A 12,567-nucleotide genomic window follows, 5' to 3' on the forward strand; every position below is an offset into this window, starting at 1 on the left:
CGGCGGCGGACCTTGAGCCCGCCGGGCAGCAGCCCGGTGCGTTTGAGGCTGACCTCGACGCAGCCTTCCATCACCGAGTAGATGTGCAGCAGGCCCGCCCGGATCTCGGCCTCGGTGCGGGAGGCGCGCTCGTTGACCAGCATGATCTCGCCGATCGAGAGGCCCTTGGACTGGCAGCGGCCCAGGAGTTCGGCGGCCGTGCGGAAGGGCAGGGGAAGTTCCTTCTTCGACTCCGCGAGTTCCTTCAGCGCCGCGAGGGGGTCACGCTTCCGATCCTGGCCGGGGTTGCCGGCGCCGTACAAAGAACCAGGCTGATTACACTGGCAACGAAAATCGGCGTCGGAACGTCCCTGCGGTTCCTGAGCCGCAGAGGACCACTCGCCCGCCGCCTCCTGAGCGGCGAACGCTACTCGCCCGACACTCTCATCACCGAGCTGACCGCCCAGCCCGTCATCGACGGCATCCATCTCTACAGCTTCAATTGCTTTGAAGCGCTACCCTCCTAGGTGGCCGGCCGCCGTCGCCACGTCCACCTGAGTGACCGGATGAACGCCATCTCCGACAGCTGGCCGGCGGCCAATAGGTCAGGAGCTGATGCGGTGTAGCCCGGCCACGATGCCGCCAAAACATGAAAAACCCCTCCTCCCCGGCAAAATCACCGGGAAGGAGGGGTTCGTGGGGCCCCCTGTCGGATTCGAACCGACGACCCCCGCTTTACAAGAGCGGTGCTCTGGCCAACTGAGCTAAGGAGGCATTCCTGCACCCTGATTCAAACACTGGATTTCAAACCACCGGATTCAAAACACCAGACCCAAATGGTGCAGATATCAGGACGCTAGACAAGGTTAGCCCACCCACGCCCGCTGAGAAAAACGCGCAATGCCCCGGCCGCGAAGCGAGGGCGAAATGAAAGGCCCGGCCCCGGAGCGATCCGGGGCCGGGCCATCAACTGCGGGCCTTCAACGGCAGTGCCGTGGACGGTTACTTCTTGGCGTCGACCGCAGCCTGCAGGTACTGGTCGAACGGGGTCTGGGCGCTGTCGCCTGTGCCCCACTGCTTGCCGTCGACAAACACGGTGGGCGTGCCGGTCACGCCGATCACCGCGGCCTCCTGGGTGGTGTGCTTAACCCACGGGCGGTACGTCTTACCATCCACGCACTGGTCGATGTTCTTGGCCCCGACGTCGCTGGCCAGCTTCTTCAGCTCGTTGTCGGACAGACCCGCACCACCTTCGGCCGGCTGCTTCGCGAACAGCAGGTCGACGAAGTCCGAGTACTTCTCCGGGGATTCATTCACCACGCAGGCTGCGGCGTTCGCCGCGCGCGAGGAGTAGTTGGTGGTGGACCGGCTGTCCAGGAAGCCGAGCGGGCGGTATTCCACCGTGATCTTGCCGTCATTGCGCAGCTTGGTGAGGGTCTCGTTGTACTTCGCTTCGAAGTCCTTGCAGACGGGGCAGATGAAGTCGATATAGAGGACCACCTTGACCGGCTTGCCGGCCTCAGCCTCTGCGCCCGGTGCCGTGACCGTAGCCGGCGCCGTGGCCGGCGCGGCCGGCAGGTCCGACAGCTTCACGGTCGCGGGATCGGTCTTGGCAACTTCAGTGTTCGCCAGCAAGGTGACGCCGCCGTGGATGTTGCCGTTGGCCGGGGTGGGCCCCTCGTCAGCCACCGGGGCATTGTTCTTGATGTTGGAAGTGACAACGAGCGCAACGATCACGATGATGGCGACGACGGCGGCAACAATGCCCCAGCCGATCAGCAGCTTGTTGCGCTTCTCCTTCTTCAGCTGCGCCTCGCGGATCTCACGCGCTTTATCGCGCGCCGCGGCAGTACGCTCTGCCTTAGACTGTCGGGGTTCGTTTGCGGGGCTCATTGGTTCCTCGGGTCGTTCGGCCAGGGACGGTCCACTCAGTGGCAACTTCATCATTTTAGGGGAGAAACCCGAGAACTTGCGCTTTCAAGTTTCCCCTTCCGCCTGCCCAACGGACGAATAGCCCGGAAGATTCCATGCGGCTAGGGTTGACGGAGAGCCACGACCGGACCCCAGGGGGCACCAATGGAAGCAACGGACAGCGCCGGACACGGCGGGCAAGACACCACTGAAGCAACGCGGACAGCCACCGACGGCGCGGCCTCGGGTGCCGGGGCAGGGGATCAGTTCGACTTCATGGTGGTGTCCAACCGGCTGCCGGTTGACCGCTGTTCAGCCGACGAGGCCGGCTGCGAGGACGGCTGGCGCCGCTCCCCCGGCGGACTCGTGACGGCACTGGCCCCGATGATGACCAAGACCGACGGCGCCTGGGTGGGCTGGCACGGCGCCCCCGATGAGACCGTCAAGCCTTTCAGCCACGGCGGCATTGACCTGATCCCGGTCCAGCTGAGCACGGACGACATCGAGCTTTTCTACGAGGGCTTTTCCAACGCCACCCTGTGGCCGCTCTACCACGACGTGATCGCCCCGCCGGAGTTTCACCGCACCTGGTGGGACTCCTACCGGAAGGTCAACCGGAGGTTCGCCGACGCCGTCATCCGCCATGCGGCCGAGGGCGCCACGGTCTGGGTGCAGGACTACCAGCTCCAGCTGGTGCCGAAGCTGCTCCGGGAGGCCCGGCCGGACCTGAAGATCGGGTTCTTCAACCACATCCCGTTCCCGCCGCCGGAGATCTTCGCCCAGCTCCCGTGGCGCCGCGCGATCATCGACGGCCTGCTGGGCGCGGACCTGGTGGGCTTCCAGCGCAGCAGCGACGCCGGGAACTTTATGCGCTCCGCCCGGCGCTTCCTGGGCGCCAGCGTCAAGCAGCAGCAGGTGCACGTCAGGGGCGCCGACGGCGAGACCACCCATATCGCCAGGGCCCAGGCATTCCCTATCTCCATTGACGTCAAGCAAATCAGTGAGCTGGCGCAGAGTCCGGAAGTCATTGAGCGCGCGCAGCAGATCCGCCGGGACCTCGGCAACCCCAAGACCATCCTGCTCGGCGTCGACCGGCTCGACTACACCAAGGGCATCCGGCACCGGCTCAAGGCGTATGAGGAACTGCTGCAGGACGGCAAGGTCACCGTGGAGGACGCGACCCTGATTCAGGTCGCCAGCCCCAGCCGGGAACGCGTGGAACAGTACCGACTGCTCCGCGAGGAGGTCGAGGGCACGGTGGGCCACATCAACGGCACCTTCGACACCATGCAGAACACGGCCGTCCGCTACCTGCACCACAGTTACCCCATTGAGGAGATGGTGTCGCTGTATCTGGCCGCGGACGTCATGCTGGTCACCGCCTTGCGCGACGGCATGAACCTCGTGGCCAAGGAATACGTCACCGCCCGGACGAAAAACGACGGCGCGCTGGTACTGAGTGAGTTTGCCGGCGCCGCGGACCAGCTCAAGCAGGCCCTGCTGATGAACCCGCACGACATTGACGGCCTCAAGGACACCATCATGCGGGCGGTCAATATGCAGCCGGCCGAGGCATCACGCCGCATGCGGGCCATGCGCAAGCAAATCCTGGACCACGACGTCGACCTCTGGTCCTCCGACTTCCTGAACGCCCTGGCCGAAAAGGTTGTACGCGATGAGTCCTGACGCCACCGGCACTGACAACTCGGGCACCGCCCCGCTCTCGCTCTCCCCTGAACTGCTGGCGGCGGTGCGCCGCGTCGCCGGCACCGAGCACCTGCTGGTGGCGATGGACTTCGACGGCACCATGGCGCCGCTCGTGGATCACGCGGCCGACTCCCGCGCGCTCCCGCGCTCGGCGGCCGCCTTCGCGGGACTGGCGGAACTTCCCCGGACGACGACGGCGCTCATCTCCGGCCGCGCGCTGGACAGCCTGCGTGCCGTCGCCTTCCCGCCGGAGAACACGCTGCTGATCGGCAGCCACGGCGCCGAGGTCTGGATGGGGCCCGGATCCTCGCAGCTGATGCTCGACGACGACCAGCGGGAACTCTTGGCCGACGTCCGCAAGGAGCTTGAGGAAATCGCGGAGCAGGCACCCGGGACCCTCCTGGAGGACAAGCCGGCCGGCGTCGTCCTGCACACGCGTCTCGCGTCCGCCGACGTCGCCGAGGACGCCGTCGCCGCGGCCCGGTCAGTCCTGCAGGACCGTAGCGGCGTGTTCTTGAAAACCGGACACCGGGTCCTGGAGACCTCCGTGGTCAACGCCTCCAAGGGAGAGGGCATTGCCTTCTTGCGGCAGGCCGCCGGAGCCACAGCCGTGGTCTTCGCCGGCGACGACACCACCGACGAGGACGCCCTGGGCAGTCTCGTCCCGGGGGATCTCGGCGTAAAAGTGGGGCTCGATTTCACCCAGGCCGAGTTCCGGGTGGAGGCACCGGTCCACATCTGCGAACTGCTCGAAGCCCTCCTGAGGGAGCGGACACGCGCAGTCGCGCACTAACAGGCCGGCACGGGAAACGCCGGAAACTCAGCCGCCACGCCGCCCGAGTGGGCACCATCACCTGTGACATCTGTAACATTTTGGCCCAAATGCCATTAATCTGACATACTCTGTATGTGATGTGGCGCACAACTACCGTGCGGCGTCATTGGATACTCCTCGGCTTCGGCCGAGGAGTATGCGCATGAGGACCCAAAACTGAATTAACAACTGAATAAAATGACCATTCACTACGGATCGTCCGGCACGTACCTGCCGGTGAAGGGATTGATAACTGTGGCTACAGTTACTTTTGACAACGCAACACGCCTATACCCGGGCACCGATAAGCCCGCCGTTGACAAGCTCAACATTGATATCGCCGACGGCGAATTCCTGGTCCTCGTTGGACCCTCCGGCTGCGGAAAGTCGACTTCCCTGCGCATGCTCGCAGGTCTTGAGGACGTCAACTCCGGCCGCATCCTCATTGGCGACCGTGACGTCACGGACGTTCCGCCGAAGGATCGCGACATCGCCATGGTGTTCCAGAACTACGCCCTGTACCCGCACATGACCGTGGCGGACAACATGGGCTTCGCGCTGAAGATCGCCGGCGTCAGCAAGGAAGAGCGCGCCGAGCGCGTCCGTGAGGCCGCCAAGCTGCTCGACCTCGAACCGTACCTGGACCGCAAGCCGAAGGCCCTCTCCGGCGGCCAGCGCCAGCGCGTTGCCATGGGCCGCGCCATCGTGCGTAACCCGCAGGTCTTCCTCATGGATGAGCCGCTGTCCAACCTTGATGCCAAGCTGCGCGTGCAGACCCGCACCCAGATCGCGTCCCTGACCCGCCGCCTCGGCGTCACCACGGTCTACGTGACCCACGACCAGGTCGAGGCCATGACCATGGGTGACCGCGTCGCCGTGCTGAAGGACGGCCTGCTGATGCAGGTCGACACCCCGCGCAACCTCTACGACAAGCCGAAGAACGTCTTCGTGGCTGGTTTCATCGGCTCCCCCGCCATGAACCTGCTCGAGCTCCCCGTCGTCGACGGCGGCGTGCAGTTCGGCGGGACCGTCTACCCGGTACCGCGCGACGTCCTCGAAGAGGCCCACGGCCAGACCGTCACCCTCGGTTCCCGCCCGGAGGACCTTGAGACGGTTGCCGAGGGCGATGGTCTCCAGGTTGAGGTCGACGTCGTCGAAGAACTCGGCGCCGACGCCTACGTCTACGGCCACACCACGCTGGACGGCCAGAGCCACGACATCGTGGCCCGCGTCGACGGCCGCCGCCCCCCGATGAAGGGTGAGTCCATCTGGGTCCGCCCGCAGTCAGGCCACGTACACCTGTTCGACACCAAGACCGGCCTGCGCCTCGGCGACTAGCACGGCTCTACTGACGGCGGTCCTCCCCTGTGGAGGGCCGCCGTCGGGCGTTAACTGCTCCGCTTTAGGCGGGACCTGCAAAATACGGAAGAATTGACTCATGACCGAGGAAACCCCATGACCGAGGAATACAGCGCCCAGTGGCACGACGAGCCCACTGACTACGGTCAGATTGGAAAATTGCCCCGGTACGAAGCCGCCAGCGCCAATGACGAAAAGGCGTCGATGGCGTCCAGTTCGCTGAGCATCACGGCCGCCGCCACCGAGCCTGAGCTCCTGGACCTGCCCTGGCACATTGCCCTCGAGGACTGGCCGGCAGAGTATTTGGCAGCGCTCCCCCGCGGCATCTCGCGGCACATCGTGCGCTTCGCCCACCTCGGCGGCTCCGTCATCGCCATCAAGGAAACCTCGGAGCACGTGGCCCGCCACGAGTACCACATGCTCCGCAAGCTCGCCCGGCTGGACGTTCCCGGCGTGGAGCCCGTGGCCGTCATCACCGGGCGCACCACCCCGGAGGGCCGGCCGCTGAACCCTGTGCTTGTCACCCGGCACCTGAAGTTCTCCATGCCCTACCGCGCGCTCTTCTCCCAGATGCTGCGCAAGGACACCCTGACCCGGCTCATCGACGCCCAGGCGCTGCTGCTGGTCCGGCTGCACCTGATCGGCTTCTACTGGGGCGACGTCTCGCTCTCCAACACCCTGTTCCGCCGCGACGCCGGCGCGTTCGCCGCCTACCTCGTAGACGCCGAGACCGGCGAGCTGTACCCGGATTTGTCCACCGGCCAGCGCGAGTACGACCTCGAAATCGCCCGGGTCAACATCGCCGGGGAACTCATGGACCTGCTCGACGGCGGCCTGATCGAGGAGAAGGTGGACCCCGTGGCCACCAGCGAGCTCATCATGGACAGCTACCGGCGGTTGTGGACCGAGCTGACGGCGAAGGAGTCGTTTGAGATCGGCGAACGCTGGCGCGTGGCCGCCCGCATCCGGCGGCTCAACGAGCTGGGGTTCGACGTCGAGGAATACGCGATCAAGACCACGCAGAACGGCTCCACCATCCAGCTCCAGCCCAAGGTCGTCGACGCCGGGCACCACCAGCGTCGGCTGTTGCGCCTGACCGGCCTGGACGCCCAGGAAAACCAGGCCCGCCGGCTCCTGAACGACATGGACTCCTTCCGGGCGGACAACAACCCGGGCATGGACGAGGAATACAGCGCCCACCTCTGGGTCAGCCAGATCTTCGAACCGATCGTGCGGGCCATCCCCCGCGATCTCTCCGGCAAGCTCGAGCCGGCCGAGGCGGTGCACGAGGTCCTGGAGCACCGCTGGTACATGTCCGAGAAGGAGAACCGGCACATCCCCCTGGCTGAGGCGGTCCAGTCCTACATTGACAACGAGCTCCGCCACCGGCGGGACGAGGCCGCCATCATGCTCAACCCGGATACGGGGCTGCTCAAGATCCTCGAGGTGGAGACCGAGGAATCACGCTACGGCGCCGACGAATCGATCGAGGAATACCCCGACTCCGACGACTAGGCTTCGCGCCGGGCGCAATGTGGCACGCCCGGGCTAAATCCTCAGCTAAGTCGCTTCAGCTAAATCGCCTTGCCGGGGTTCAGGATCCCGGCGGGGTCGAACAGCTCCTTGATCCGGCGCTGCAGTTCGCGCACGGGCTCCTTCTGCTCCAGGCCCAGCCAGCGCAGCTTGTACTGGCCGATCCCGTGCTCGCCCGTGATGGTGCCGCCCATGGCCAGCGCCACGGCAATGGACCTGTCCAGAGCGGCGCCGAGCCGGGCCATGGCATCGGGATCCACGGTATTGTCCGCCCGGTCGATCCAGAAGGTGGGGTGCAGGTTTCCGTCGCCGGCATGGGCCACGACTTTGAGCTGGACCCGGTGCTCCACCGCCATGGCCTCGAGCTCGGCCACGTAGTCCACCAGGCGGGAGCGGGGTACAGCCACGTCCTCGCCCACCCGGTATTCGTCGTCCACCTCGGTGCCGCGGCTGTTGCGGCGCAGCTCGACCAGCTGCTCCGCCTCCGCATTGGCCTCCATGGTCACCACAGCTCCCCCCGCCGCCAGGACCGGGCGGATGGCCGCGGCTTCCGCCGCCGCGCCGAAGCCGTCGGTCTGGATCAGCAGCAGGGACGCCCCGCGCGCGGCCAGGTCGGAGCCGTGGATGTCATCGAGCTGGGCCAGCGAGCCGCCGTCGAGCAGTTCCATGATGGCCGGCTGAACGCGGGCCCTGCCCACAGCGAGGACGCCGGCCGCGGCGCTGCGGAAGTCCGGGTAGAAGGCGGCGATGGTGTGCACTTCGCGCGGCAGGTACTTCAGCCGCACGGTGACACCGACCACGATCCCCAGGGTCCCCTCCGAGCCGACGAACAGCCCGGTGAGGTCGTAACCGGCGACGCCCTTGAACGTCTGGTGGCCGGTGTGGATCAGGGATCCGTCCGCGAGCACGACGTCGAGGGCCAGGACCGAGTCCCGGGTCACCCCGTACTTCGCGCAGCGCAGCCCGCCCGCATTCGTGGCCACATTGCCGCCGATGGTGGACATCTTGAAGCTCGCAGGATCCGGGGCGAACATCAGCCCGTGCAGGGCCGCGGCCGCGTTGAGGTCAGCGTTGATGACGCCGGGTTCCACGACGGCGGTCTCGTCATCCGGATTGAGGTCCAGGATGCGGTTCATCCCCTCAAGCGTAAGCACCACGCAGCCCTCGCTCGCGTGGGCACCACCGGAGACTCCGGTGCCGGCGCCGCGCGCCACGAGCGCGACGCCGCGGGCGGCGCAGGCACGCACCGTTGCCTGCACGTCGGCCACCGATTCGGCCCGGACCACGGCCAGCGGGAGCTGATAGTCCAGCACGGGAGCCTGGTCCACGGCATAGGCGGCCAGGGTTGTGTCATCCACGGCAATTTTCGCCGCGCCGAGGGAAGAGGTCAGCTCATCGATGATGCTGCGCATGCGGTCTCCAGTTCGATCGAATCCGAATCCCAGTCTAAGGCTGTGCATTGTCGGTGATGTGACTCACAGTTGCAAGCGCTTCCAAACGCGCGGCGGAAAGTCTAGTTAGTAGTCGAAAGTACCAGCAGAAAAATGACTGGAAGCGTTTTCACATTTTGACCTCGAACCCTTACGATTGCCGTCATGTCCGTTGATTCAGTACTTTTCTCCCCCGCAGCGCTGGCCAGCCCCCTGACGGGGCCGCTGACCCCGGTGCATCCCGCAGACCACATTCCCGGCTGGTGGCGCTCTGCCGTGATCTACCAGGTCTACCCGCGCTCTTTCCGGGACCTGAACGGCGACGGCATCGGCGATCTCGCCGGCATTACCGCCGAGCTGCCCCGCCTTGCGGAACTGGACATCGACGCCGTCTGGCTGTCCCCGTTCTACCGCTCTCCGCAGCGGGACGCCGGCTACGACGTCAGCGACTACTGCGACGTCGACCCCTTGTTCGGCTCGCTGGGCGATTTCGACGCCATGATGGCCGAGGCCACCCGGCTGGGGATGCGGGTGATCGTGGACCTCGTGCCCAACCACTGCTCGGACCAGCACCCGGCCTTCCAGGCTGCCCTGACCGCACCCGCCGGCAGCCCGGAACGGGACATGTTCATCTTCCGCGACGGCCGCGGAGCATTCGGCGAGGAACCGCCGAACAACTGGCAGTCCCACTTTGGCGGGTCAGCCTGGACCCGAATCACCGAACCGGACGGCGCCCCGGGCCAGTGGTACCTGCACCTCTTCGACTCCTCCCAGCCGGACTTCAACTGGGACAGCCGCGCCGTCCACGACGAATTCGAGCGGGTCCTGCGCTTCTGGCTGGACCGCGGCGTCTCCGGCTTCCGGGTGGACGTGGCGCACGCCCTCGTGAAGGCCCCCGGCCTGCCGGAGTGGGGCGGCCGCGCCGACGGCAGCAGCTCCGACGGCTTCCCCGGACGCGACGCCCCGATGTTTGGCCAGCCGGCCCTCCATGACATCTACCGCCAGTGGCGGCGGATTCTCGCCGAGTACGGCCCCGACCGGATCCTCTGCGCCGAGGCAAACGTTGACCCGCTCCCGCGGCTCGCCGACTGGGTGCGCCCGGACGAAATGCACCAGGCCTTCAACTTCCCATACCTCCACGCGGGCCTGGACGTGCACCGCATGCGCCACGTCATCACCGAGTCACTCACGTCGTTGGACGCCGTCGCCGCTCCCAGCACCTGGGTGCTCTCCAACCACGACGTCGTCCGCCACGCCACCCGCTTCGGGTACCACGGGCATGCGCCGCGCGACGGCGACGGAATCGGCACCTGGGATCCGCAGCCGGACGAGGACCTCGGACGGTCCCGGGCGGCAGCGGCATCCCTGTTCATGCTGGGTCTGCCCGGCGGAGCCTACCTCTACCAGGGTGAAGAGCTCGGCCTCCCGGACGGGATCGACATCCCGGACACCCAGCGCCAGGACCCCACCTTCGCCCGCACCGGCGGCGCACGGCTGGGCCGCGACGGCTGCCGCATTCCGCTACCCTGGCGGGCCGGGGAACCCAACGCCGGATTCGGCCACGGGCAGGACCCCTGGCTGCCGCAGCCGGAAAGTTTCGCGCGGCTGGCGCGGGATGTGCAGGCCGCCTCGTCGTCGTCGCATCTGAGCCTCTACAAGCGCATGCTGGAGCTGCGCCGCCGGCTGGATCTTGGCCGCGGCTCACTGTCCTGGTACGAGGACCTCTGCACGGACACCAGCCTTGCCTTCCTTAACGGTTCCACGCTGGTGCTGCTGAATGTGGGGTCCGAGCCCCTGGAACTGCCCGCCGGTCGAATGCTGCTGCGCAGTTCAACGCCTCCGGAGGCCGGATACGACGCCGGGGACATGGCCGGCGCCGGCGATCCGTTAGGCTCAGGTGAAACTGTTTGGCTGGAAATCTACATCGAGGACACGGAGGGCTAGGCATGCCCGGCATCAAGGACGTCGCGGAACGGGCCGGCCTCTCCATCGCCACCGTTTCGCGGGCCTTGAGCGGCAAGGGAAACGTCTCCCCTCGGAGCAGGGAGCGTGCCCGGACCGCCGCCGCCGAACTTGGTTTCGTCGCGTCATACCAGGCGTCCAGCCTGGCCTCCGGGCGGAACCACAATGTTGGCCTTGTTGTCCCTTCGGTCCACCGGTGGTTCTTTTCCTCGGTGGTCGAAGGTGTCTCGGCCACCCTGCTGGATGCCGGCTTCGACCTCACGCTGTACAACGTCAGCGAAGGCCGGGAGCGCCGCCACAGCGTGCTGAACGACTTCCTGCTGCGCAAACGCGTGGATGCCGTGATCGCTGTGTCCCTGGAGCTCTCCGAGGCCGAGATCGACCAGCTGCTGGCCATCCACCGTCCGATCGTGGGGATCGGCGGCCCGCTGCCTGGGGCATCGACCATCCGCATCGATGACTCCGGTATCGCGGAGGCCGCAGCACGCCACCTCATCCAGCTTGGCCACAGCAAAATCGCCCATATGACCGGCGATGCCGCCTATGATCAGGATTTCCGGCTTCCCGGGACGCGCCAGGCGGGCTTCAAGAAGGCCATGCGCGACGCCGGGCTGGCCGTCCGGCCGGAGTGGCAGGTCTCCGCGGATTTCACCATCCAGGGCGCCTACGCCAACGCCCGGCAACTGCTGGGCAGCTCACTTGAGCGCCCCACGGCCGTCTTTGCCGCCTCCGATGAGATGGCAATTGGCACGATCCTCGCTGCCCGGGACTTCGGCCTGCGGGTGCCGCAGGACCTCTCCGTCATCGGCATCGACGGCCATGAGCTTGGTGAGGTTTTCGGGCTGACCACCTTCGATCAGGACGCACGGGGCCAGGGCGCGCTGGCCGTGCGGCGCTTGTTGGCCAGGCTCGACGGCGCGGCAGACACAGCGTCCGCGCACACCGAATACCCCACGCGCTTTGTCATCCGGTCCAGCACGGCTGTTCCGCCCGTGGACCAAGTACCGATCCGCTAGTTGCCGGCAATTTTCTCCGTGGCGGCGTTCCTGCCCAGTTCCTCGCTCCATTCCCGGCCGTCTGCCCAGAACGGCCCGGAAAGCCGGGGAGGCCCCGCGGGTTCCGCGCCCCGGTCCTCCAAGCAACTGGGAAGCAACGCCTCGTTGCGGCCCAGAGGCCAAGCAAGCTCAGGCGCCGGTGCCGCCCATGAACCTGACAAAGCGGTCCAGGACGCCGGGCCAGCCGGCCGCGTAATCGGCCCTGGTTGCCGTAGGGTCTTCGGCGCCTTCCCAGCCGCTGTGAACCAGGCGGAGCTCAGTTCCCTCGTCTACTGCCCTGAAAGCCACCCGGAGCTCGGTGGACCACATGGCGGTAGTCCCGGGGTGCCAGCTGGCATGGAAGGACAGTGGAGGCTGCCAGTCGTCAATGGATCCCCACACGGCCGTCCGGCCATCATCAGCGGTCTCCATGATCAGGTTTTCCTCGAACTCCACGTAGGAGCCGACGCCATAGACGCTGTGATCCTCAAGCGGCCACCAGAGGTGCGTATGCTCGGTGAATCCCACAAAGGCCCGGGCGACGGGGCCGGGAACCACCACCGTGTAGATAACCGGCTCCAGGCCGTCTGCTGCCTCCGGTTCGGGACCATCAGGCGGTTCAACGGGCGCGTGGCTGAAGAGGTTATCCATGGGCATTTACTCTACCCGCGCCTCTTAGTCGGGCCGGCACCGGTTTTGCGGTTGTCGGTTAAGTGAGGGCCCCAGCGTCGTGGGGGCCTGGCGGGTTTTGTGTTGTGGGGGTTAAATGCGGGAGGACCCCCAACCTTGGTTGGGGGTCCTCGACCGTGAATGGTGTTCCGGCGGTGACCTACTCTCC

Annotated in this window: 9 protein-coding genes, 1 tRNA gene and 1 pseudogene; 6 read left to right on the forward strand and 5 right to left on the reverse strand. The window is 66.5% G+C overall.

What is annotated here, in order from left to right; translation table 11 throughout:
• From M2428_RS22130 to M2428_RS22140, 3 genes and pseudogenes are all read right to left on the reverse strand, one after another.
• Nucleotides 1-302, reverse strand: a pseudogene (locus M2428_RS22130) (L-serine ammonia-lyase); the annotation flags it as partial.
• Nucleotides 303-676: 374 nt separating this feature from the next.
• A tRNA-Thr gene (locus M2428_RS22135) sits at nucleotides 677-753 on the reverse strand.
• Nucleotides 754-981: 228 nt separating this feature from the next.
• Entirely contained in the window at nucleotides 982-1,872 is an 891-nt protein-coding gene (locus M2428_RS22140) for a thioredoxin domain-containing protein (protein ID WP_277528127.1), read from the reverse strand.
• A gap of 294 nt (nucleotides 1,873-2,166) precedes the next feature.
• Here M2428_RS22140 and M2428_RS22145 point away from each other — a divergent pair, with 294 nt between their 5' ends.
• The 4 genes from M2428_RS22145 (at nucleotide 2,167) to M2428_RS22160 (ending at nucleotide 7,285) form a co-directional block, all read left to right on the forward strand.
• The gene (locus M2428_RS22145; protein WP_277528135.1) at nucleotides 2,167-3,576 is read left to right on the forward strand and encodes a trehalose-6-phosphate synthase; all 1,410 of its coding nucleotides are present in this window, start codon (nucleotides 2,167-2,169) and stop codon (nucleotides 3,574-3,576) included.
• Nucleotides 3,566-4,390 carry a trehalose-phosphatase gene (gene otsB / locus M2428_RS22150; protein ID WP_277528128.1) on the forward strand — a complete coding sequence of 275 codons (825 nt, stop codon included), beginning with the start codon at nucleotides 3,566-3,568 and terminating at the stop codon, nucleotides 4,388-4,390. The genes M2428_RS22145 and otsB overlap by 11 nt, the downstream gene beginning before the upstream one ends.
• 276 nt (nucleotides 4,391-4,666) lie before the next feature.
• Nucleotides 4,667-5,749, forward strand: a complete 1,083-nt coding sequence (gene ugpC, locus M2428_RS22155) for a sn-glycerol-3-phosphate ABC transporter ATP-binding protein UgpC (RefSeq protein ID WP_277528136.1) — start codon at nucleotides 4,667-4,669, stop codon at nucleotides 5,747-5,749.
• A gap of 117 nt (nucleotides 5,750-5,866) precedes the next feature.
• On the forward strand, nucleotides 5,867-7,285 hold the full coding sequence (locus tag M2428_RS22160) for a DUF4032 domain-containing protein (RefSeq protein WP_277528129.1): 1,419 nt from the start codon (nucleotides 5,867-5,869) through the stop codon (nucleotides 7,283-7,285).
• A gap of 59 nt (nucleotides 7,286-7,344) precedes the next feature.
• Here the strand turns inward: M2428_RS22160 and M2428_RS22165 are convergent, their stop codons facing one another.
• A complete protein-coding gene (locus M2428_RS22165; protein ID WP_277528130.1) occupies nucleotides 7,345-8,715 on the reverse strand; it encodes an FAD-linked oxidase C-terminal domain-containing protein in 1,371 nt (456 codons plus the stop codon).
• 183 nt (nucleotides 8,716-8,898) lie between these two features.
• Here M2428_RS22165 and M2428_RS22170 point away from each other — a divergent pair, with 183 nt between their 5' ends.
• Complete coding sequence (locus M2428_RS22170; RefSeq protein WP_277528131.1) at nucleotides 8,899-10,677, forward strand: glycoside hydrolase family 13 protein; 1,779 nt, start codon at nucleotides 8,899-8,901, stop codon at nucleotides 10,675-10,677.
• A 2-nt stretch (nucleotides 10,678-10,679) separates the two neighbouring features.
• Complete coding sequence (locus M2428_RS22175) at nucleotides 10,680-11,711, forward strand: LacI family DNA-binding transcriptional regulator (protein ID WP_277528132.1); 1,032 nt, start codon at nucleotides 10,680-10,682, stop codon at nucleotides 11,709-11,711.
• A 168-nt stretch (nucleotides 11,712-11,879) separates the two neighbouring features.
• Here M2428_RS22175 and M2428_RS22180 read toward each other — a convergent pair whose 3' ends face one another.
• Nucleotides 11,880-12,380, reverse strand: coding sequence for an SRPBCC domain-containing protein (locus M2428_RS22180; protein ID WP_277528133.1), 501 nt, complete (start codon nucleotides 12,378-12,380; stop codon nucleotides 11,880-11,882).
• Nucleotides 12,381-12,567 lie beyond the last annotated feature (187 nt).

This window comes from Arthrobacter sp. ES3-54, assembly GCF_029504395.1.
GTDB lineage: Bacteria > Actinomycetota > Actinomycetes > Actinomycetales > Micrococcaceae > Arthrobacter.

Excerpts from the sequence above, each read along its gene's own strand:
- M2428_RS22140 (WP_277528127.1), bottom strand. The coding sequence starts at position 1,872 with ATGAGCCCCGCAAACGAACCCCGACAGTCTAAGGCAGAGCGTACTGCC.
- M2428_RS22145 (WP_277528135.1), top strand. The coding sequence starts at position 2,167 with ATGGTGGTGTCCAACCGGCTGCCGGTTGACCGCTGTTCAGCCGACGAG.
- otsB (WP_277528128.1), top strand. The coding sequence starts at position 3,566 with ATGAGTCCTGACGCCACCGGCACTGACAACTCGGGCACCGCCCCGCTC.
- M2428_RS22160 (WP_277528129.1), top strand. The coding sequence starts at position 5,867 with ATGACCGAGGAATACAGCGCCCAGTGGCACGACGAGCCCACTGACTAC.
- M2428_RS22165 (WP_277528130.1), bottom strand. The coding sequence starts at position 8,715 with ATGCGCAGCATCATCGATGAGCTGACCTCTTCCCTCGGCGCGGCGAAA.
- M2428_RS22170 (WP_277528131.1), top strand. The coding sequence starts at position 8,899 with ATGTCCGTTGATTCAGTACTTTTCTCCCCCGCAGCGCTGGCCAGCCCC.
- M2428_RS22175 (WP_277528132.1), top strand. The coding sequence starts at position 10,680 with ATGCCCGGCATCAAGGACGTCGCGGAACGGGCCGGCCTCTCCATCGCC.
- M2428_RS22180 (WP_277528133.1), bottom strand. The coding sequence starts at position 12,380 with ATGGATAACCTCTTCAGCCACGCGCCCGTTGAACCGCCTGATGGTCCC.